Origin of the sequence: Rathayibacter sp. VKM Ac-2857, from assembly GCF_013205025.1 — a bacterium.
Lineage (GTDB): Bacteria > Actinomycetota > Actinomycetes > Actinomycetales > Microbacteriaceae > Rathayibacter.
Window position 1 is genome coordinate 510,517 of sequence record NZ_JABMLE010000001.1, and the last position, 21,646, is coordinate 532,162.

Sequence of the window (21,646 nt, forward strand, 5' to 3'; positions counted from 1 at the left end):
GGGCGGACGCCGGGTCAGGCCGTCAGGAGTCCGAGCTCGACGAGGTCGTCGAGCAGCCGGTCGATCTCCGCCTGCGCGCAGCCGCCCCCTGCGTCGTCCAGGTCCTCCGCCGCTCGGACCGTCGCGGCGGCCTCGGCCCTCGACCGGCATCCGCACTCGGCGAACCGCTCCCAGAGCAGCCGGGCCGACGCCTGCAGCACGACCGGCTGCGCCCCGACGGGAGCACCGAGGGGCAGGAGGTAGAGCCCCTGCCGCATCGCCACGGTCGCCACCGCGGGTCGCGCCGGCGGGCGCCGGGGAGAGGTCGAGCGGTCCTCCGCACCAGGGCTCGCCGCCGGAGCCGACCGCGGCGCGTCCGCCGCATCGGAGGAAGGCGGTGCCTCCTCCGGCGCGACGGAGGGCGGGGCGGACGCACCTGCGACGGGCCACGCGGCGCGGCGGACCGCGGCGAGGTCCCGGACCGCGGGCGGCAGGGCGGCGGCCGCTGCCGCGAGGCGCCGCACCCGGAGCCGCAGCCGAGAGGAGGCCGTCCGCGGCGCCAGCGGGTGATCGATCGCGAGGTCCCGACCGGCGGGGAGCATCGCGCGCCGGAGCAGACCGAGCCGGGACGCGAGGGTGGGCGCCTCGGCGAGCGCCAGCAGCCAGTCCCCGGTGCGGCTCAACCGCCGCGTGCGCAGCCGCCAGAGCGCGTACTCCCGACTCGGACGGGCGGGCAGCGCGGCGTCCACTCCGATCCGGGCGAGGAACGGCGCGATCGGCTCGAGGCAGCACAGCTCCGCCGCGAGAGCGGCCACCGCCTCCTCCCGGCCGCGCGCCGCCACCGCGGCGACGAGCTCGTCCAGCTCCTCCGCGCTGCGCTGCTGGTAGAGGGCGCGCAGGCTGTGCAGGGCGGAGACGAGGACCGCCGCATCGACGCCGCTCGCCCGCACCGGCACTCCGGCGACCTCGATCTCGCAGCGGGTGCGCCAGAGCACCTCGAAGGCGCGCTGCGGACCGACGAAGAAGCCGGGCCAGCTGGTGTGCACGTCGATGTCGCACGGCCAGGAGGGGTGAAGGAGGGTCACCGAGTGGGTGACGAGCGCGCGGTGCGCGGCGGACCCCGGCCGGACCGACCAGCCGCGCTCGGCGAGCAGCGCGAGGAGCCGGTCCGCGTCGGACGGGTCGACGAGCACGTCCGCGTCGCTGGAGGGATGGGGACGGCGGATCCGGTGCGCGTCGGCGATCGGGCCCTTGATGAACAGGGCGCGGATCCCTGCGCCGCGGGCGAGGTCGTCCACCAAGGCGTGGACCAGACCGACGGCGGCGTCCAGCGGGAGGTCGGCGGTGGGTCGCACGGTGCCTGCTGCCCCTCTCCGTCGGCGGCGCGGATCCGCGCCGCGGAACACGGTAGAAGTCGACACCTCGAGGAGGACGCCCGGGCGCGGCATCGACGTCCGCCTGCGCGGGACGTCGCCCGCGGAGTGGACCCGTCGACGGTCAGCGGGCGCTGCAGCGACGTCCGGGCACCCGCTCGGCGTGCGGTAACGTCCCTGCTGGAAGCCCCTGTCCCCCTTTCTCCCACTCACAGCAGGAGCACTCGTGCGAATCCTCGTCACCGGCGGAGCCGGCTTCATCGGCAGCAACTTCGTCCACCTGACCCTCCGTGAGCGCCCCGACGCGCAGGTCACCGTGCTGGACAAGCTGACCTACGCCGGCAACCGCGCGTCGCTCGCGCCGGTCGCCGAGCGCATCACGTTCGTCGAGGGCGACATCGCCGACGCCGAGCTGGTCGACCGGCTGGTCGCGGACGCGGACCTGGTCGTGCACTTCGCCGCGGAGTCGCACAACGACAACTCGCTGAACGACCCGACGCCGTTCCTCGAGACGAACATCATCGGCACGTTCACGCTGCTGCAGGCCGTGCGGAAGCACGACGTCCGCTACCACCACATCTCGACCGACGAGGTCTACGGCGACCTCGAGCTCGACGACCCGGCGAAGTTCACCGAGCAGACGCCGTACAACCCCTCCAGCCCGTACTCCTCGACGAAGGCCGGCAGCGACCTGCTCGTGCGCGCCTGGGTCCGCTCCTTCGGCGTGAAGGCCACGATCTCGAACTGCTCGAACAACTACGGGCCGTACCAGCACGTCGAGAAGTTCATCCCCCGGCAGATCACCAACGTCATCGACGGCATCCGGCCCAAGCTCTACGGCGCCGGCGAGAACGTCCGCGACTGGATCCACGTCGACGACCACAACAGCGGCGTCTGGGCGATCATCGAGCGCGGCGCCATCGGCGAGACGTACCTGATCGGAGCGGACGGCGAGAAGAACAACCTCGAGGTCGTGACGCTGATCCTCGAGGAGTTCGGCCAGGGCGCCGACGCCTTCGACCACGTCACCGACCGGCCCGGCCACGACCTCCGCTACGCGATCGACTCCACGCGCCTGCGCACCGAGCTCGGCTGGGAGCCGCGCTACACCGACTTCGAGTCCGGCCTCGCGGCGACCGTGCAGTGGTACCGCGAGAACGAGGAGTGGTGGCGGCCGCAGAAGGCGGAGACCGAGGCGAAGTACGCGGCGCAGGCCGGCACCACCCCGTAGCGCCCGGCGCTGAAGAGGGCCGCGGCCGTCGTCTCCGGACGGCGGCCGCTTCCGCGTGCCCGGACCCGACGCGATGTCGCTCCGAGGCGGACGGACGGCGCGCGAGCGCGGACCGGGAACCGCGTTCGGGGGGCCCCGCGGCGGGGCTTTGTTCACTTCGGCCGGGGCGGCGGGTCGCGTCTCTACGGTGAGCGCATCCCATCCCCCGGGTGGCCGCCCTCCCGATCCTCTGCGCCGCACCGCGGAGGAGCCGCGGCTCCGCCCCTCGCCGAAGGCAGAGGCCCATGCTCCGACGTGCCCGACGCAGCGCACCACTCGCCCTCGTCCTCGCCGCGGCACTCGCGGTCGGGCTGGTGCCGTTCGGTGCCGCACCCGCCTCCGCGGTCGGCTCCGCCTCGACCCCGGGGACCTACGAGAACGACTCCCCCGCCCTGACGCTGACCGGCACCTGGAACACGGTCGCCTCGTCGATGGACAGCGGCGGGACCTACGCGCAGCTCTCGACGGCCGGGGCGGCCGAGATCACCTTCGCGGCGACCGGCATCGCCTGGACCGCGCGGAAGAACCAGTCCTCCGGATTCGCGGACGTCTACCTCGACGGCGCGAAGGTCACCACCGTCGATCTCTACTCGGCGGCCACCCAGTACCGGCAGGCCGTCTACAGCGTCGACGGCCTCGCGGACGGCGAGCACACCCTCCGCATCGTGCGCACCGGCACCAAGAACGACAGCGCCATCGGCCGGAACATCACCCTCGACTCCGTCGTCGTCTCGGACATCACTCCCCCGTCCGCGCCGACGAGCATCACTGCGACCGCGGAGGGAACGGGCGCGCGGATCGGCTGGACGGCGTCCCCCGAGAGCGACGTCACCGGCTACCAGGTGTTCCGCGCGGCGAGCGGCGGCACGGAGTGGGCACGGCTGACCGACGACCGCGGGGTGAGCGGCACCGACCTGCTCGACGAGGGGCTGGCGCCCGGCGGCGGCTACTCGTATCAGGTGGCGGCGGTCGACGCGGCGGGCAACGTGTCGCCCCGCAGCGCTACCGCCTCGGTGGTTCTGCCGCAGAACGCCGTCGCGCCGGGGACGTACGAGAACGACTCCGCCGCCGTCACGCTCTCCGGCGGGTGGAGCGCCGTCGCGTCGTCGATGGACAGCGGCGGCTCCTACTCGCAGCTGGGCGCCGCCGGCTACGCCGAGATCTCCTTCACCGGCACCGGCGTCTCCTGGATCGCCCGGAAGAACCAGTCCTCCGGAACCGCGGACGTGCTCCTCGACGGGACGACGGTCGCTACCGTCGACCTCTACGCGGGGACGACCGCGTACCGGCAGACGGTCTACCGGGTCGACGGGCTCGCGGACGGCGTGCACACGCTCCGGGTCGTGCGCACCGGCGCGAAGAACGACAGCGCCATCGGCCGGAACATCACCCTCGACTCCTTCGTGATCCCCGACATCACGGCACCCGCGACTCCCGCCGACGTCTCCGCGGTCCCCGAGTCGACAGGAGCGCGCGTCTCCTGGTCCGCGAGCGCCGACACGGACACCGCCGGCTACCGCGTCTACCGAGCGGTCGGCGCCGACGCCGCCTGGACGGAGATCACGCCCGCCGACGGCACGACCGAGCTCGGCCTCCTCGACGAGTCGCTGCAGCCGGGCACCGGCTACCGCTACCAGGTCGTCGCCTTCGACGGCTCGGGGAACACCTCGGTGCGGAGCGCTTCCGCCGCAGTGACGACCGCGATCGACGCCGTCCTCCCCGGTACCTGGGAGAACGACTCCGCCGCCGTCACCCGCTCCGGTCCCTGGACGGTGGTCTCCTCGTCGATGGACAGCGGCGGCTCCTACTCGCAGCTCGGTGCCGCGGGCTACGCGGAGCTCTCCTTCACCGGGACGGGCGTGTCCTGGCTCGCCCGGAAGAACGCCTCGTCCGGCATCGCCGAGGTGCTGCTCGACGGCGTCTCCGTGGCGACGGTCGACCTGTTCTCGGCGTCCACGCAGTACCGGCAGACCGCGTACCGGGTCGACGGACTGACCGACACGACGCACACCCTCCGCGTGGTGCGCACGGGGACCAAGAGCGAGGCGGCGAGCGGACGCAACATCACCCTCGACGCGTTCGTCGTGCCCGACATCACGGCGCCGTCGCCGCCGACGGACCTCACCGCGACGCAGGAGGGCACCGGTGCGCGGATCAGCTGGACGGCGAGCCCGGAGCCGGACGTCGCGGGCTACGAGGTCTACCGCGCCACGGAGTCGACCTTCGCGCGGATCAGCCCTGCGGACGGCGTCAGCGGGACCAGTCACGTCGACAGCGACCTGCAGCCGGGAGTGACCTACTCCTACCAGCTGACCGCGTTCGACGCGTCGGGGAACACCTCCGCGCGCACCGCGACCGCGAGCACGACGATGGCGCTCCGTGCCGTCCCGCCCGGCCTGTACGAGAACGGATCCTCCGCGATCACCACGACCGGCACCTGGACCACCGTCTCCTCGACGATGGACAGCGGCGGCAGCTACGCCCAGCTGACCACCGCGGGCTACGCCGAGCTGTCCTTCGAGGGCACCGGCATCAGCTGGACGGCGCGGCGGAACTCGTCGTCGGGCATCGCCGAGGTGCTCCTCGACGGGCGCTCCGTCGACACCGTCGACCTCTACTCCGCCTCCACCCAGTACCGGCAGACCGTCTACCGGATCGACGGACTCGCCGACACCGCGCACACGCTGCGGATCGTCCGCACCGGCACCAAGAACGCCGCCGCGATCGGCCGCAACATCACCCTCGACTCCCTCGTCGTGGCCGATGTCACCGCACCCTCGACCCCGACGGGCGTCTCCGCCGCAGTGGAGGGGACGGGTGCCCGGATCAGCTGGACCGCGAGCCCCGAGAAGGACGTGACCGGATACCGGGTCTACCGCGCCCCCTCCGGCTCGTCGACCTGGACCCTGCTCACCCCGACCGCGGGCGTCGCGGGGACCGACCACCTCGACGACGGACTGCAGCCCGGCGCCGGCTACAGCTACCAGGTCGTCGCCGTCGACTGGGCGGGGAACGCGTCCGCGCGCAGCGCGAGCGCCTCGGTGACCATGCCGCAGAACGCGGTCCCCCCGGGCACCTACGAGAACGACTCCTCCGCCGTGACGCTGTCCGGCACCTGGGGCGTCGCCACGTCCCCCGTGGACAGCGCGGGCAGCTACTCGCAGCTGACGACCGCGGGGTACGCCGAGCTCTCCTTCACCGGCACCGGGGTCTCCTGGATCGCGCGGAAGAACTCGTCCTCGGGGATCGCCGAGGTCTTCCTGGACGGGAAGAAGGTCGCCTCCGTCGATCTTTACTCCTCGACCACGCTCTACCAGCAGACCGTCTACCGGGTGGCGGGGCTCCGCGACGCCGTGCACACGATCCGGGTGGTGCGCACGGGGACGAAGAACGACGAGGCGATCGGCCGCAACATCACCCTCGACGCGTTCGTCGTCCCCGACGTCACGGCGCCGGCCGCGGCCACCGGCCTCGTCGTCGGCCCGGAGGGCACCGGCGCGCGGATCAGCTGGACCGCGAGCCGGGACTCCGACGTCGCCGGCTACCGCCTGCTGCGGACGCCGACGACGAGCAGCACCTGGACGCCGGTGCAGAGCGCCCTGGTGACGGGGACCAGCTACTACGACGCCGGGCTCACTCCGAGCGGGCGCTTCAAGTACAAGGTGATCGCGGTGGACACCAGCGGGAACGAGTCGCCCGGCACACCGACCGCGTCGCTGACGGCGCCGGCGATGCCGGTGATCGAGAGCCCGGCGCTCGCCGACTGCCCGGCGGCGACGGTGACGGTCTCGACCGGCGCCCAGCTCAAGGCAGCACTGGCCGCGGCGAAGCCCGGCACCGTGATCCGGCTGGCGGCGGGCGTCTACACGGACTCCTTCACCGTCTCGAAGTCGGGCACGGCCGCAGCGCCGGTCTGGATCTGCGGCGGCCGCGACGCGGTGCTCGACGCGGGCTCGACCTCCGAGGCGCGCGCACTGCTCGTCTCGTCGGTCAGCCACGTCAAGCTGGTCGGCTTCACCGTCCGCAACTCGACGAAGGGCGTGATGGTGGTCGGCAGCGACCACGTCGTCGTCTCGCACCTGAAGATCCAGAACATCGGCGACGAGGGCATCCACCTCCGCTCGACGACGACCGACAGCGTCGTCTCCGGGAACACGATCGACCGGACGGGGCGGGTCCGCCCGCTCTTCGGCGAGGGGATCTACGTGGGGACGGCCGAGGAGAACCGCTGCACCTACAGCGAGTGCCTCCCCGACGCGTCGAACCGCAACATGATCGCCGGGAACACGATCACCAACACGACCTCCGAGGCCATCGAGGCGAAGGCCGGCACCTTCGACGGCTGGATCGTGGACAACTCGGTCGACAGCTCCGGGATGGGCGCCGACCACCTCTCGCCGCTCGTGATCCTCGGCAACTCCTGGGTCGTGACCGGCAACACCGTGGTCACCGCGCACCGCGACGGGATCCAGGTCTACGCCTCCGAGAACGCCTTCGGCTGGGACAACGAGGTGTTCGGCAACAGCTTCGGGACAGCACCGAGCGGGTACTTCGCGCGGATGACCGTCGACGTGCACGGCAACATCGTCGGCTGCGACAACGACCCGGGCGCGGCGGGGGTGTCGAACCTGGCCTGCCAGAACTGAGGGCGGCAGCGGCCGGTGGTGCACCGCGGAGGAGCGCGCCCGTCAGCGGAGGACCGCGCCCGTCAGCCGGAGGGGTGCGCCTCGATGACCGACGCCTGAGAGTGCCGGACCGAGATCGTCGAGCTCCCCGGCTTCGCGGAGTAGGCGATGAGCCCCTTCGGATCCTCGACGCTCGTCGCGGCGAAGTAGGTGACGTCGAGACGGTACCGGTCCGCGATGCGATAGGCGAGCTCGAAGCTCTCGCGGTCCTCGGCGCCGGACTCGGACTGCCAGCCGAGCTCGCCGATCGTGCAGTGCACGCCGAAACCGGAGCACCACTTCGCGAAGGACGTGATCCGCGTGAGGAGGCTCTTGCGCGTGCCGTCGTGCAGGTAGAAGTGCTGGGAGTAGACGATCGCGTTCTGCGGATCGCTGATCGGCGGGCCGTCCGGCGCGTCCTCGGCGAAGCTCGACAGGAGGATGGAGTCGATCCAGATCGCGTGCGCGTCGCCTCGCTTCCGGAGGTCGTCGACGACCGCCTGCATGTACTGGAAGTAGGTGGACGCCCCGGTCAGGCTGCCGCGCGGCTCGTTGACGAGGTTGTAGGCGGCGACGCGCTCGTCGTCCTTGAAGCGGTCCGAGATCGCCCGCCAGACCTTGAGCACGTCGTCGGTGGTCAGGTCGCCACCGCAGTAGATCGTGCCCTTCGGCCGCGGTCCGGTGCCCCAGGGGAAGGCGCAGCTGTTGTGCAGGTCCAGGACGAGGCGGATCCCGGCCTTTCCCGCGCGCTCGACCTGCTCCTCGAGGAGATCCAGGTACGCGGGATCGACGGGGGCGTCCAGCGCCGCGCGGACGTCGTCGCCCGGCTTCCAGGGCTGCAGTCGCTGCCACGGCACGGCGAGGCGGATGATCGAGACTCCCCGGCCGGCGAGGTAGTCGTACGTCGCCTGGTTGTCGGGCTCGACCCGCGAGGTCGCGATCGCGCGCTGCTGCTGGAGCGTGTACAGATTCACACCGCGCAGATAGGAGGCACCGTCGAGGTAGGTCGAGAGGCCGGTGTCCGCCGACGGCAGCGGCACCGGAGTGATGGACGGAGCCGGGCCGTCCGAGGGGGTCGGCTCCGGCCGCGGCATGCACGCGGCGAGGATCGCGAGAACCGTTCCGAGGGCGACGACCGTCAGCAGGCGCCGGAACCGGTTCGTTCTTCTGATGCCGGGCACACGCCCTCCCCTCCCGATGCGCTGCAGATCGAGCGCGGTGATCGCACTCCACTCCGGAGGGCCGCGAACGGTCTCCACGTTACCGGCGGTCGACCGGACGACTCGCCCGCACAGCCGGAGAGAACGCCGAAGAGAGGTCGGCCGATCTCTCGAGAAGAAGTCGAGGCGAATCATCCGCCGAGAGAGCAGGAATACTTTTCGAGAACACCGAGGACGCCACTGCGCCTCTCCTCGAGAAGCCGTGACGACTTCGTTCAATGACTCTTATCGACTAGAATTCAGCTGATTCTCCCGACCGATAAGGACCGTCGATGCCTCTTCTCTCCAGCCTCACGAAGCGCCTCCCGCCGCAGTGGCGGTGGCGGATCCTCTCCCGCACCCTGGGCCGCTCGGCCGCCGCCCGGGCGCTCGGTGTCCAGGTCGGAGAGGGCTGCCGGATCCTCTCCTGCCAGGTCCGCTCGGAGTACGACCTCCTGAGCATCGGCGACCGCGTGACCGTCAGCAGCGAGGTCCTCTTCATCACCCACGACGGCGCGGGCTGGCTCGCCAACGACGAGCGGGGGCGGCGGTACCGCGTGTCCCCGATCACCATCGGCGACGACTCCTTCATCGGCGCCCGGTCGATCGTCATGCCGGGAGTCAGCATCGGCTCGGGGTGCATCGTCGCCGCCGGCGCCGTGGTCACGAAGTCGGTCCCCTCCGGCGCGATCGTGGGGGGCAACCCCGCGAGGATCATCGGCGAGACACCCGTGTTCCTCGAGAAGGCGCTGCGCGAATGGCCGACGACTCGTCAGGTGACTCGGACGCCGCGCCCCGCCCTGGATCGCCGATGATCTGACCGGCTCGGAACATCAGCGGGGCCAGGAACGCGAGCAGCGCGGGGTTCACGTCGATGGCGCTGAAGCCGGAGAGACTGACCGCGAACGCGACGATCCCCGCCGCGACCGCGGCGTCTCCGCGCTTCGACACCCGGAGCACGACGACCACGATCGCCGTCAGCCCGAGGGCGGCGAGAGGCACGCCGAGCGAGAGCAGGAGCTGGAAGACGGAGTTCTCGAGCGGACCGTCGAAGATCGAGGAGAACTCCGCCGCGGAATTGCTCGGACCGAGACCTATCAGCCAGTTGTCGTCGATCATGTCGAGAGCCACGTCGGTCGACTGCTCCCGGTAATCCGAGGACTTCACTCCACCCGAGGATTCATTGCGCTGATCGAGCAGCGGGGAATTGGTCACGACTCCGAGAAAGCCCAGTGCGGACACCATGAGGAAGAACGCGGTGATCCTCCGGGTGCGCTGCGACGGCGAGGAGCCGAAGAGGAGCACGAGACAGCCCAGGGCGAGTCCGATCGCGATGGCGAGGACACCGGTCCGCGAGACGGCGAGGACGACCGCGGCCCCGGAACCGGCGAGGGCGGCGATCCGGAGCCACCGGTTCTTGTCCGAGCCGAAGAGAGCGATCATCGCGCAGACCGTCGCGACGGTGGAGGTCACGAGCGGATGCCCGAGGCTCGTCCGGGTGCGGAACACCGACCAGACCTTCTCGGTGACGTCGTAGGAGAAGAGCGAGGACCACGGGTTGAAGCCCGCGACGAAGTCCAGCACGGCGAGGGCGCCGACGAAGACGCCGATCCAGAGGTAGGCCTTCTGCGTCGACGCCCAGGTCTCCTCGCGACGGGTCCGCCCGTAGAGGTAGGGCAGGATCACGCAGACGAGCGCGACGATCACCCACGCGACGGACAGGAACGGGTCGAGGCCGAGTGCCACCGAGACCGCCAGCGCCCCGAGGATCGGGATCCACAGCAGCGTGCCGACGCGCACCGGCGCGGCGGGCGCGTCACGGGTGCTCAGCACCGTCCTGATCATCCAGACGGCGAGGATGATCACCGCCGGGGAGAAGTACCGGCCGATGAGCCGGGGCACGTCCATGTAGCCGACGGGCAGGACGACGAGCACCGCGAGAGCGAGGGCGGGCATGAAGCGGCGCGGCATGAACATCAGCACGATCGCACCGACGATGCCGACGAAGCCGAGTGCGACGAGGGTCATGCCAGCACGTCGTTCGACTCGACCCCGAGGCCGCTGCCGAGGGGGCGCACCCGGCGCGAGCTCGCCACCGCGAGGTCGCTCAGGCTCACTTCGTCCGCCTCGCGCACCAGGGCCAGGTCGCGGTCGGCCAGGAGCCGGGCGATCTGCGCCTGGTGGTCGTCGATGTGCTCGCCGTTCCGGGAGCGCCGGATGACCAGCACCGGGTAGATGCCGAGCTCCAGCAACCGCAGGACGCTGCCGACGCCCGCGTGGCTGACGACCACGTCGGCGTCGATCGCCGACTGATCGAAGCGCGCACTCGAGAAGAAATCGACCACCTCGCCCGAGAGACCCGGCACGGGCGGCGTGACACCGAGCTGCCAGATCGAGCGCTCGCCGACCAGAGGGGCCAGCGCCGCGACCGGTCGCGGGAACGGATACTTCTTGATCGTCCCGAGGGTCACGAAGACGCTCGGGTCCGCGACTCTCTCGCACGCGGTGTAGGACTCGAAGGAGTCGAGCACCGAGCCGCGGTACTCCCACCTCGCGTCGGACCAGTGCTCGTGCTGCGTCCACGCGGTGCGCGCGAGGCGAGTCCGAGCGACCAGGCGGCCGGTCATCGACGGACCGTCGACGCGCGAGACGCTCTCGATGTAGTGGGTGGGGATCCGGAGGGCACGCGCGGCGAGGAACGCCGGTGCTGCGATCGCCGCACCGGTGCTCACCACGCCGTCGAAGCCACCGCCGGCGAGGATCCGGCGGAAGCGCGGGAGGGCGCCCAGCACCCCCCGGACGTCGCGCTGGACGATCTCCGGGATGTAGTGGTGCGGCTCTCCCTCGAGCAGTCCGTCGGCCTGAGGCGAATCGAAGGTCACCCACTCGGAGGTGCTGTCGATCGACGACCCCCGGGAGAGCCGCCACAGCTGTTCGAGGTGACCGCCCGTCGAGGCCGCGAGGAGGAGGCGCGGGGGTCGGGTCGTGGGAAACGCGTCGGCGAGATCGATCATGCTCGGGCCTCCAGGAGAGTGCGGACAGCGGTTCGGACGACGGCGAGCTGCTCCACCGCCCCCTGCAGCGCGTTCTGCTGCGAGGCGTCGGCGACGACGCTGCGGAGCGCGTCCGCGATGGCCTCCGTCGAGCGGCCCTTGGCGTCGAAGACGACGATCGGGATGCCCGCCGCGGCGAAGTGGCGCTCGATCTTGTCGGTCGGCGTATCGGCGATCGAGGCGACGGCGGCCCCTTCGGCGACGGCGACGATCAGGGCGTGCAGGCGATCGCTGACGACGAGGGCCGACTCCGCGAACGCGCGGCGGACCTCCTCCTCCTGCACCTTGTGCGAGCGGGAGCCCCACGCGACGTAGTCGGCGTCCCACTCTCCGGCGAGCTCCGCCATCAGCGGTTCGTCCCGCTCCACCTGGGTCACCACGGTGAGACGGAGCCCGCGCTCCTCCGCGATGCGGGCGATCGCCTGCCGCCACTGCCGGGAGGGCGGCACCCGGTCGCCGCGCATCGTCACCGTCAAGCGCGTGCGCTCGGTCGAGGCGGCGTGCTCGGATCCCACCTGGCCGAAGCCGAGGTCCGGCATGACGCCGCCGTGGCCCAGCCGGTCGGCCGTGCGGACGTCGCGCCACATCGTGTAGTGGCTGAGTCCGAGGGTCGAGCGGAACACGGCCGTCGGCCAGCGGTCGAAGTTGCGGGACCCCGCTCCGACCCGGATGACCAGGCCGCCGCGCAGCCGAGTGGCGACGACCAGCGGGAGCAGACCGATGTGCTCCTTCAGACCGCGCCAGGTGAGCTGGATCTCCCCCGGCTTGTAGATGTAGGCGACGCACTCGCCGCGGCGGAGGCAGGCGCCGAGCTCGCGTGCCCAGCCGCCGACGCTCCGGTAGGTGATCACGTCGGCGGGGAGGTCGAGCGCCTCGTCGTAGGAGGCGGGCGAGGCACCGACGTAGGCGTGCATCTCCCCCATGCCGCTCAGCCACTCGACGAGCTCACGCCGCAGGACGATGTCGCCGATGTTCTCGTACTGCCCGACCACGGGAACGAAGATCTTCATACTCACCTCTTCTACTTGCTCAGGATCGTGTCGACGATGAGGGGGGCGTTGAGCTCCTCCACGGAGGCGCGGGCGACCGCCGCGGACGCAGCGCTGGCGCGCTCCACCGCCGCGGCGAGCTCCGCAGGATCGTCGCGAGAGGCGCGAGCGCCGTTCACTCCCTCGACGATGAGCGCGTTCGGGTCGCCACCGGGAGTGGTCGCCACCGGGAGTCCGGTGGCCAGCGCTTCGACGATCGAGCGCGAGAAGCCCTCGAACCGGGAGCTCATCAGCAGCAGGTCGTGCTCGCGCATCAGCGCGCCGACCTCGCCCTTGGGCACCGCGCCCCGGAAGTCGACGCGGTGCGCGATCCCGGCGGCGGCGGCGGCCTCTCGCATGCGGCCCTCGAGCGTGCCGCTGCCGGCCACCGTGAGGCGGAAGCGCTCGTGGAGCAGAGCGAAGGCGGCGATCGCGAGCTCGGGGTTCTTCGCCGGCTCGATCCGGCAGGCCCAGAGCACGTTCACCTTCTCGCTGCTCTCGCTCGCGCTCGGGTAGAACTCGGTCGGGTCGAACCAGGTCGGCGAGAAGTGCACGGAGGCGGACTGCCGGCGCAGCCGCTCGGCGCCGCCGCTGCTGAAGATGACGACGGCGCGCGACTGCCGGACGACACGCCGCTCGAGGAAGCGGTAGAGCCCGCGCGCCCGCCGGAAGAACGAGACGCTGCCCTGCTTGAGATTCGCGTCGCCGCTGCTGTGCATGAACTGCACGTGCGGGGTTCCGCGGAAGTGCCGGAGCGCGACGGCACCGACGTTCACGCGGTGGGTCTGCACCGTGTCGACGTCGGCGGTCGGCAGGAACTTCTTCAGCCCGCGGGCCAGGCGGACCGAGTGCGGGACACGCCGGGTCAGGTCCGCGTGGTCGAGGCGGACCACCGGCATGAAGTCGAAGCGGCGACCGCCGATCTCGTACTCCTTCCACTCGCCGAGCACCTTGTCGCCGATCGCGTCGACGCCCGCGATGCGGATGATCTCGGTGTCGGGAGCGAACTTGACGAGGCCGCGGATGCAGGTGTCGATACCGCCGGGCTTGGGGCGCACCGGGTCGAACTGCTCGACGATCAGGCGAGTGCTCATCTGGGGATTCCTTCTCTGGGGTGTCATTTCTTCAACCAGCGCACGAGGTCGACGGGGGAGATCGACGAGCGACGGGTCAGGAGCACGTAGGCGACGACGAAGACGAGGCTCTGGAGGGCCACGACGCCGAGGACGGCGAGGGTCGGCGGGTCGAGCACGAACAGCAGCACCCAGCCGGGCGCTCCGATCACGACCGCCAGCGACGAGGCGACGCCCGCACCCCGTCCGACGCCGCGGCCGACGGCCGGCTCGACGCGGAAGCCGAGGCGCAGCCGCAGCCAGCGCAGCTTGATCGGCAGGTCGATCCAGTAGGACAGGGCGAAGCCGGTGGCGAGGCCCAGGATCACTCCCTGCGGAGGCAGGACCAGGAGCCCCACCAGACCGGTCCCGGCCCAGATCGTGTTGATGACGAAGGCGCTGTAGAGCGGGCGGATCCCGTCGTGCTTCGCGTAGAAGGGGCGGATGAGCAGGACGTGCCAGGCGAACGGCAGCAGGCTGGAGGCGAAGACCGCCAGGACCACGCCGATGATGCGCGCCGAATCGGTCGACGTCTCGCCGCGGGCGAACATCAGCTCACTCAGACCGGGACCGACCGCGACGAGCAGTCCGGCGACCGGCAGGATGAACGAGGCCAGCCGCAGCAGCGCCTCGCTCAGCTCTCTGAAGGCCTCCTCGTCGTTCGACGCGGCGAAGTGCCGGGACAGCCGCTGGAGCAGGACCGAGGCGAGGCTCGACACCGCCACGCCCTGCACCACCGAGACGATCGCCTGCGCGTAGAAGAGCGCCGAGTAGCCGAAGCCGACCGCGCCGGCGTCGGCCGCTGTCGCGCCGGCCTGGGCCGCCCAGGCCGCCGTGAGCAGATTCGAGATCTGGTAGCAGACCGCCGAGGCGACGGCGAGCAGACCGGTGCGAGCGGCGAGGCGGAGTCCGAGTCCGCGCAGCCCGCTCGTCCCCCAGCTCGGCCGGAAGCCGGCGCGGCCGAGGAGGACGCAGAGCACGACGCTCTGCAGGACGGTCCCGCCGAGTGTCGCCGCGCCCAGCACGGTGATGGCGACGAGCGAGACGGAGCCGGGCGAATCGGCGCTCACGTCGCCGGCGGCGATCACGACGATCGCCCCGGCGATCACTCCCACGCTCGAGACCGCCGGCAGCCAGCTGACCGAGGTGAAGCGGCCGCGGGCGTTCATCAGCTGCGACGCGACCGTGAAGACCGACGCTGCAGCGACCTGCGGGGTGCACCAGAGGAAGAAGGCGAGGGTGAGCTCGCGCTGCGAGAATCCCCAGCTGCCGCCGCCGAGGACGGAGATCAGCGGGCCGGAGAACGCCAGCAGCAGTCCGCTGACGATCACGCCGAAGGCCGCCGAGCAGACCAGCAGCACCGTGCCGTAGCGGTCGGCGTCGTGCTCCGAGCGCACCCGCAGGGTGGCGAGCTGCGGCAGGAACACCGCGGCGATCACTCCCCCGCCCAGCAGCAGGAAGATCTGGTTCGGCACCTGGTTGGCCAGGTTGTAGGAGTCCGAGACCAGGCCGGTCCCGAGCGCCGCGGCCAGAGCGATGTTGCGGAGGAACCCGAGCACGCGTGCGACGAGCGTGCCGGTCGACGCGCTCAGGACGGTGCGTCCGGCACCTCGCTCGCTCACTTCTGCATCACCACGGCCTCCAGGCGGCTGCGGAGAGCCGCGCCGCTCGACGCGCGAGTGAACGAGCTCAGCCACGACTCGTGTCCGGCGACGGTCATGCCGGCGGCCTCGATCACGCCGGCGGCGAAGTCGGCGGCCGATTCGCCGGCGACGAGGACTCCGGTCAGCCGCGGGACGATGGCGTCGGCCACGCCGAGCGCCTGCGAGGAGGCGACGCTCGGCACGCCCACGCGGGCCGCCTCGACGAGCACGTTGCCGAAGCCCTCGGACAGCGACGGGAGCAGGACTACGGCGTTCGCGGGCAGATCGGCGGACCAGGAGGAGACCCAGCCGTGGAAGACGGCGGGGACCCCGTGCTCCGCGGCGAGCGCGCGGACCTGCTCCGTCAGCGGCCCGACGCCGTAGAAGTGCGCGACCACCTCGCGGCCGTGCAGCTCGCGGCAGGCCACCGCGGTCTCGACGACCAGCTGCGGACGCTTCTGCGCGACCAGCCGCGCCGGCGCGACCAGCGCGAGAGGACCGTCGTCGTGCCGGGGCGCGACGGCAGCGACCGACTCCGTCTTCAGCGACGGGTTGAGCACGACGGAGACGGAGGCGGGCGGCAGGCCGTAGAGCGCGATCGCCTCGGCGGCGACCGGATGCGAGATCGCGACGAACTCGTCGGCCCACCGGTACGCCAGTCGCGCCAGCAGCTGCTTCGCCGCGTAGGCAGGGCCGAAGGTGCGGCGGAGGTGGACGGCCATGTTGCGGCCGCTGATCAGCACGCGCGGCCGGCCGGGCAGCAGTCGCGTCGCGAAGAGCGCGAGGAGGTTCCAGTAGGGCATCAGCGCGAGCACGGCGTCCGGCTTCTCGGTGCGGAGCAGCCGGCGCAGCTGCAGCAGCTTCCGCACGGTCCCGCGTCCGTCGAGAGCGACGAGCTGCAGCTCGGCCGGGATGTCGTCGTCGCCGGTGAGCTTCGTCGCGGCGACCACGACCGTGTCCCCGCTCGCAGCGAGGTGCAGCGCCCACTGCCGGGCGACGAACTCGGCCCCGCCGCCGGAGAACCGAGGGACGAGGAGGACGACCTTCATCGCTTCGCGCTCTCGACGCGGGCGAAGGCCGCCGGCATCAGCGAGGCGGAGTCGCGGGTCGCGACCACCCGTGCGGGGGCGCCGGCGACCGTGACGCCGGCCGCGACGTCGCGGTTGACCACCGAGTTCGCGCCGACCACGGCGCCGTCGCCGATCGTGACGGCCCCGTAGATCACCGCGCCCGGGCCGATGTAGACGAAGTCGCCGATCGTCGGCACGCCGCCCTGGGCGATGCCGATCGTGACGGTGGGGTGGATCCGGCAGAACGCCCCCACTCGCGCCCGCGAATTGACGACGAGGGTGCCGTAGTGCGCGATCGAGAGGCCCGGGCCGAAGACGCCGGGGCCGATCGAGATCCCGGTGCGCAGCCCCGCGCGCTGCAGGCGGAACCTCGCGACGAAGCGGGCGACGCGAGCGGCGGCGCCCTTCTGCGCCCGGAGGAACTCGACCTGGCGGAGCAGCCGCTGGTAGTGCACGACCGGGTGGCGCCACCGCGAGTCGAACCGCCAGGCGGCCACCCCGTGCGCCATCTGGTCGGCCAGCACGAACGCCCGGAGATCCGCGCGAGTGCGGATCGTCCGGGGCAGTGTGCGCAGCTCGTCGTCGGTGAGCGTCACGCGCGCCCACCGAAGGTCTCGCACGCCCAGTCGAGGTGGCGCGCGAGTCCGTCCTTCAGGTCGACCTTCGGGGCCCAGCCGAGCTCGGCCGCGATGCGGTCGGTCCCGCCGCCCGTGCGCACGACGTCGCCGAGCGCCTTGTCGGTGTACGACACGTTCAGCGGTGCCCCGTGCAGCTCGCCGAGGAAGTGCAGCACCTCGTTCACCGAGGCGCTCGTCCCGCCCGCGACGTTGTAGACCGAGCCGGGAGCCGTCGGGGTCGTCGCCGCCAGGACGTTGGCCTCGACGATGTCCTCGACGAAGGTGAAGTCGCGGACCTGCTCGCCGGTCCCGTAGATCTCGATCGGGTCGCCGAGCACGGCGGAGCGGACGAAGCGGGTGAACGCCATGTCGGGACGCTGGCGCGGACCGTAGACGGTGAAGTAGCGCAGCGACGTGGTCGGCAGACCGAAGTTGGTGCCGTAGAGGCTGGTGAGGTGCTCGGCGGCGAGCTTGGTCACGCCGTAGGGGCTGACCGGCGCGGGGGGCGTCGCCTCCGAGGTGGGGAAGCACTCCGCGTCGCCGTAGATCGACGAGGAGGAGGCGTAGACGAAGCGCTGCAGGCGGTCGTGGTCGCGGAGCGCCTCGAGCAGCCGCTGCGTCGCGCCGATGTTCCGGGAGAGATAGGGAGCGAAGCCCTCCTTCCAGGAGCCGCGCACGCCCGGCTGGCCGGCCTGGTGGAAGACGACGTCGACGCCGTCGAGTAGCGGAGCCAGCTCGACGGTGGTCAGATCGGCCTCCACGAGCGTCAGTCCGGCCGCGACGTTCTTCGCGGCATTGGCGCGCTTCAAAGAGACGTCGTAATAGTCGGTGAACGCGTCCACACCGACGACGTCCCAGCCGTCGGCCAGGAGGCGGCGGCTGATCGTCGAGCCGATGAAGCCGGCCGCACCAGTGACGAGCGCTTTCATGGATCCCTTCGCGATAAGACCTGGAATAGGCCCGATCGATACTCGGATAGATGTATGAGAAGCGGTCGGCATTGCCCGCGGAGTTTTGAACTCTACCTCCCGGAGAAGTCCCCCACGGCGCTCTGAAGCGATATTCGCTCAGTTCGTGTCCCCCGTTCGGAGGCGCAGGAATGGAGGGATCGTCGCCCGGCCGGAGGGAGCCGTCCGCACCCCTTCGGCACCCCCCGAGAGGTGGTCGAGCCGCGTGATCCTGCTAAGTTCGGGGTCGAGCGCCGCCGCCGCTCTCTCCGCCCGCCGCCAGAGGCCCGCTCGAGAGCTCCGTCGGTCGATGGCCGCTCTCGTCCGAGTCGGCTCCTTCGAGGGGTGAAGGGAAGACCGAGTTCTCCATGAACGGCAAATGGAAAGCTTCAGCAGCGGTGGGCGTCGAAAGAGCCGGAAGGGCTTTTCTCGTGCCGCTGCGCGAGCCGCTCGAGGACGCCGTGGAGATCTCCGGATCGGGACTGGACATCTGGGACGAGATCTGTGCTTCCTCTCATGGGATCACCTTAGCTGCGCTCATCGATAAGATAGCGGCACTCTATTCGACAGATGTCTCCGAGATAGCCCTCCCGGTCGAGGAATTCGTTCTCTCCCTCCGCGATCGCGGTCTCGTCCTCGCCGCGGATCAGAGTGCGAGTGACGGAGAATGACCGGCGCTCGAGATCTCGACCTGCCCAGTGCCGTCCTCCTGCTGCACGGCTGGCTCTCCTGGCTCGCGGAGGAGCACGCTCAGCGCGCCCTCTTCATCAAGGGGCCGGGGCTGCAGTTCCTCGGACTGCGGGAGGGGCACGTCTCCTCCGACGTCGACGTCCTGGTCGACCCGGCGGCCTTCGAGTCGTTCTGCGCCCTCCTCGAGGCGAACGGCTGGAGTCAGCGCCGCAGCACCTTCGCCGGTGCGCGCTACACCGAGCACTCGCGCACCCTCATCCATCCCCGCTGGCCCTGCGACATCGACGTCCATCGCTTCTTCCCCGGCTTCATCGCTCCGGGCGACGTCGTCTTCGACGAGCTGTGGCGCCGCCGGGTGACGATGCCGGCCGCCGGGCGCGACTGCAGCATCCCCGACCGGGCCGGGAGCCTGCTCGTCCTGGGCCTGCACGCGCTCCGGAGCCGCTCGGACAACGCCCGGCACGCCCGCGAGCTGGCCTACCTCCTCGAGCACGCCGCGCTCGACGCGGAGCAGCGCACCGATCTGGCAGCGCTCGCCCGCCGCACGGGGGCCGAGCACACGCTGGCCGAGGTGCTCCGCGCGCTCGACGCGATCCCCTCGACGCCGGCGCCCCCCGTCGCCGACCCGGCGGAGGCCGCCGCACTGATGGAGTGGACCCGGCGCGTGGCGGCAGGAGCGAGCACCGGCTACATGTGGACCAGCATCATCCGGCGGCAGCGCGGCTGGCGACGACTCGTCACGATCCGCCATGCGGTCTGGCCGCAGCGCGCGGATCTGCTGCGGATGCGACCCACGACGACGGACACGGCTGCGGGGCGCGCCCGATCGCGGCTCCAGCGCCTCCTGCGGGGGGCGCCGGCCGCGTCCCGGGCGGTCGCGCAGCTGATCGTCGAGGCCCGCCGCTCCCGTCGCTGACGGCGAGGATCACCCGGGGCGGCAGCCGCAGGACGCCGAACCGGGTGGTTCCGGGCCGAGGGCCTCAGCGCACCGCCACCGTCGACCGATCGCGCCCGGTCAGATCCCGCTGCGTCGTCGCCCCGCGCCAGCCGTCTGCCGTCAGCAGCGCACGGATCTCCGCTCCCTGCAGCTCGCCGTGCTCGATGACGAGCACTCCCCCGGCCCGGAGCAGCCGGAGCGCGGTCCGGGACAGCGCCCGCACGACGTCCAGCCCGTCCTCGCCGCCGTAGAGCGCGGCCGGCGGGTCGTACCGCCGCACCTCGATGTCGCGCGGGACGGCGGCCGAGGGGATGTACGGCGGGTTGGAGACGACGACGGAGACCGTGCCGTCGAGCTCGGGCAGCGCGTCGGCGAGGTCGACGAAGACGATGCGGGCGTTCTCGAGACCCAGGCGGTCGCGGTTGCCGCGCGCCCAGAGGAAGGCGTCGACGGAGTTCTCGACGCCGATGACCCGCGCATGCGGGACCTCGTGGGCGAGCGCGAGCGCGAGCGCCCCGCTGCCGGTGCCGAGGTCGACGGCGATCGGCGACTCGTCGGCCACGGCGCGGAGGGCGTCGATGGCGAGCTGCGCCACTCCCTCCGTCTCGGGCCGCGGCACGAAGACGCCTGGACCGACCGCGAGCTCGAGCGAGCGGAACGGCGCGACGCCGATGATGTGCTGCAGCGGCTCGCGCGAGGCCCGGCGCTCGATCGCGTGGTCGTAGGCGTCGCGGGTCGCCTCGTCGAGCGCGAGGCCGGTGATCAGCCGCGCCTGGAGCGAGCCGCGGCCGAGGCCGAGCAGGTGGCCGAGCAGCAGCTCGGCGTCGACGTCCGGGGTGGGGACGCGCGCCGAGGTCAGCCGGGCGACGGCGTCCGCGAGGAGTGCGCGCGCGTCGAGATCGATCGTCACCGTGCTCACGACTCGTCGGAGCCGATGTCGGCCAGGCGGGCCTCCTCGTCGAACTGGATCGCGCTCTCGACGACGGGGTCGAGCGCTCCGTTCATCACGCCGTCGAGGTTGTAGGCCTTGTAGCCGGTGCGGTGGTCGGCGATGCGGTTCTCGGGGAAGTTGTAGGTGCGGATGCGCTCGGAGCGGTCCATCGTCCGGATCTGCGTCTTGCGGGCGTCGGAGGCGGCGGCGGCGATCTCCTCCTGCTGGCGGGCGAGGATGCGCGCGCGCAGGACGCGCATGCCGGCCTCGCGGTTCTGCAGCTGGCTCTTCTCGTTCTGCATCGAGACGACGATGCCGGTCGGGAGGTGGGTGATCCGCACTGCGGAGTCGGTGGTGTTCACCGACTGGCCGCCGGGGCCCGAGGAGCGGTAGACGTCGATCTTCAGGTCGTTCTGGCTGATCGCGATCTCCTCCGGGGCGTCGACCTCGGGGAAGACGAGCACGCCGGTGGTCGACGTGTGGATGCGGCCCTGCGACTCCGTCACGGGGACGCGCTGCACGCGGTGCACGCCGCCCTCGTACTTCAGGTGCGCCCAGACGCCCTGCGAGGGGTCGGTCGCGTTGCTCTTGATGGCGACCTGGACGTTCTTGTAGCCGCCGAGGTCGGACTCGTCGCGATCGAGGATCTCGGTCTTCCAGCCCTTCGCCTCGGCGTAGTGCAGGTACATCCGGAGCAGGTCGGCCGCGAACAGCGCGCTCTCGGCACCGCCCTCGCCGCCCTTGATCTCCATGATCACGTCCCGGCCGTCGTCGGGGTCGCGCGGGATGAGGAGGCGGCGCAGCTTCTCCTGCGCGACGCGGAGGGACTCCTCGAGCTCCGGGACCTCCTCGGCGAAGGCGTCGTCCTCGCGGGCGAGCTCGCGCGCGGCCTCGAGGTCCTCGCCGGCCTGGATCCAGGCGGCGTGGGCCGACTTGATCTGGCTCAGCTCGGCGTAGCGGCGGTTGACCTTCTTCGCTCGCGCGGCGTCCGCGTGCAGGGCGGGGTCGGACAGCTGCGTCTGGAGGTCCTCGTGCTCGGCGAAGAGGACGCTGACGGATTCGAACATGGGGTTCCTGGTTTCCGGGGGTCGTCTGTGGTGATGGGCAGTACTTGCTGGTCGAATAGGTGCCGC

General features: G+C 71.5%; 17 protein-coding genes. 5 read left to right on the plus strand and 12 right to left on the minus strand.

Features of this window, described 5'->3' with window-relative positions; translation table 11 throughout:
- Positions 1-14: 14 nt before the first annotated feature.
- The gene (locus HQQ86_RS02330) at positions 15-1,334 is read right to left on the minus strand and encodes a nucleotidyltransferase family protein (protein WP_173286149.1); all 1,320 of its coding nucleotides are present in this window, start codon (positions 1,332-1,334) and stop codon (positions 15-17) included.
- A 244-nt stretch (positions 1,335-1,578) separates the two neighbouring features.
- Here HQQ86_RS02330 and rfbB point away from each other — a divergent pair, with 244 nt between their 5' ends.
- A complete protein-coding gene (gene rfbB / locus HQQ86_RS02335) occupies positions 1,579-2,583 on the plus strand; it encodes a dTDP-glucose 4,6-dehydratase (protein ID WP_173286151.1) in 1,005 nt (334 codons plus the stop codon).
- 284 nt (positions 2,584-2,867) lie between these two features.
- Positions 2,868-7,268, plus strand: a complete 4,401-nt coding sequence (locus tag HQQ86_RS02340) for a fibronectin type III domain-containing protein (protein WP_173286153.1) — start codon at positions 2,868-2,870, stop codon at positions 7,266-7,268.
- A gap of 62 nt (positions 7,269-7,330) precedes the next feature.
- Here HQQ86_RS02340 and HQQ86_RS02345 read toward each other — a convergent pair whose 3' ends face one another.
- Positions 7,331-8,467, minus strand: coding sequence for a cellulase family glycosylhydrolase (locus HQQ86_RS02345; protein ID WP_173286155.1), 1,137 nt, complete (start codon positions 8,465-8,467; stop codon positions 7,331-7,333).
- Between the two features lie 311 nt (positions 8,468-8,778).
- Here HQQ86_RS02345 and HQQ86_RS02350 point away from each other — a divergent pair, with 311 nt between their 5' ends.
- Positions 8,779-9,300 carry a DapH/DapD/GlmU-related protein gene (locus HQQ86_RS02350; RefSeq protein ID WP_173286157.1) on the plus strand — a complete coding sequence of 174 codons (522 nt, stop codon included), beginning with the start codon at positions 8,779-8,781 and terminating at the stop codon, positions 9,298-9,300.
- On the opposite strand, the gene HQQ86_RS02355 is transcribed toward HQQ86_RS02350, so the two are convergent.
- The 8 genes from HQQ86_RS02355 to HQQ86_RS02390 are packed head-to-tail and all read right to left on the minus strand — an operon-like array spanning position 9,200 to position 17,937.
- On the minus strand, positions 9,200-10,513 hold the full coding sequence (locus HQQ86_RS02355; protein WP_173286159.1) for an O-antigen ligase: 1,314 nt from the start codon (positions 10,511-10,513) through the stop codon (positions 9,200-9,202). The genes HQQ86_RS02350 and HQQ86_RS02355 overlap by 101 nt on opposite strands.
- Positions 10,510-11,499 (minus strand): glycosyltransferase, encoded by a 990-nt coding sequence (locus HQQ86_RS02360; protein WP_173286161.1) that lies wholly within the window; start codon positions 11,497-11,499, stop codon positions 10,510-10,512. The genes HQQ86_RS02355 and HQQ86_RS02360 overlap by 4 nt, the downstream gene beginning before the upstream one ends.
- Positions 11,496-12,548: a polysaccharide pyruvyl transferase family protein gene (locus HQQ86_RS02365; RefSeq protein ID WP_173286163.1), complete on the minus strand. Its 1,053-nt coding sequence runs from the start codon at positions 12,546-12,548 to the stop codon at positions 11,496-11,498. Before HQQ86_RS02365 ends, HQQ86_RS02360 begins: the two co-directional genes overlap by 4 nt.
- 11 nt (positions 12,549-12,559) lie before the next feature.
- Complete coding sequence (locus tag HQQ86_RS02370) at positions 12,560-13,660, minus strand: glycosyltransferase family 4 protein (protein ID WP_173286165.1); 1,101 nt, start codon at positions 13,658-13,660, stop codon at positions 12,560-12,562.
- 23 nt (positions 13,661-13,683) lie between these two features.
- A complete protein-coding gene (gene murJ, locus HQQ86_RS02375; protein ID WP_173286167.1) occupies positions 13,684-15,300 on the minus strand; it encodes a lipid II flippase MurJ in 1,617 nt (538 codons plus the stop codon).
- Complete coding sequence (locus tag HQQ86_RS02380) at positions 15,297-16,370, minus strand: glycosyltransferase (protein ID WP_173286169.1); 1,074 nt, start codon at positions 16,368-16,370, stop codon at positions 15,297-15,299. Before HQQ86_RS02380 ends, murJ begins: the two co-directional genes overlap by 4 nt.
- Positions 16,367-16,987, minus strand: a complete 621-nt coding sequence (locus HQQ86_RS21625) for a serine O-acetyltransferase (protein ID WP_367948519.1) — start codon at positions 16,985-16,987, stop codon at positions 16,367-16,369. The genes HQQ86_RS02380 and HQQ86_RS21625 overlap by 4 nt, the downstream gene beginning before the upstream one ends.
- A complete protein-coding gene (locus HQQ86_RS02390) occupies positions 16,984-17,937 on the minus strand; it encodes an NAD-dependent epimerase/dehydratase family protein (RefSeq protein WP_173286171.1) in 954 nt (317 codons plus the stop codon). The genes HQQ86_RS21625 and HQQ86_RS02390 overlap by 4 nt, the downstream gene beginning before the upstream one ends.
- A 386-nt stretch (positions 17,938-18,323) precedes the next feature.
- Here HQQ86_RS02390 and HQQ86_RS02395 point away from each other — a divergent pair, with 386 nt between their 5' ends.
- The gene (locus HQQ86_RS02395; protein ID WP_173286173.1) at positions 18,324-18,626 is read left to right on the plus strand and encodes a PqqD family peptide modification chaperone; all 303 of its coding nucleotides are present in this window, start codon (positions 18,324-18,326) and stop codon (positions 18,624-18,626) included.
- Positions 18,623-19,561 (plus strand): nucleotidyltransferase family protein, encoded by a 939-nt coding sequence (locus HQQ86_RS02400; RefSeq protein WP_173286175.1) that lies wholly within the window; start codon positions 18,623-18,625, stop codon positions 19,559-19,561. Before HQQ86_RS02395 ends, HQQ86_RS02400 begins: the two co-directional genes overlap by 4 nt.
- Before the next feature lie 64 nt (positions 19,562-19,625).
- Here the strand turns inward: HQQ86_RS02400 and prmC are convergent, their stop codons facing one another.
- The gene (gene prmC / locus HQQ86_RS21100; RefSeq protein WP_367948578.1) at positions 19,626-20,492 is read right to left on the minus strand and encodes a peptide chain release factor N(5)-glutamine methyltransferase; all 867 of its coding nucleotides are present in this window, start codon (positions 20,490-20,492) and stop codon (positions 19,626-19,628) included.
- Between the two features lie 5 nt (positions 20,493-20,497).
- The gene (gene prfA, locus HQQ86_RS21105; RefSeq protein WP_254071773.1) at positions 20,498-21,580 is read right to left on the minus strand and encodes a peptide chain release factor 1; all 1,083 of its coding nucleotides are present in this window, start codon (positions 21,578-21,580) and stop codon (positions 20,498-20,500) included.
- Positions 21,581-21,646: the final 66 nt, after the last annotated feature.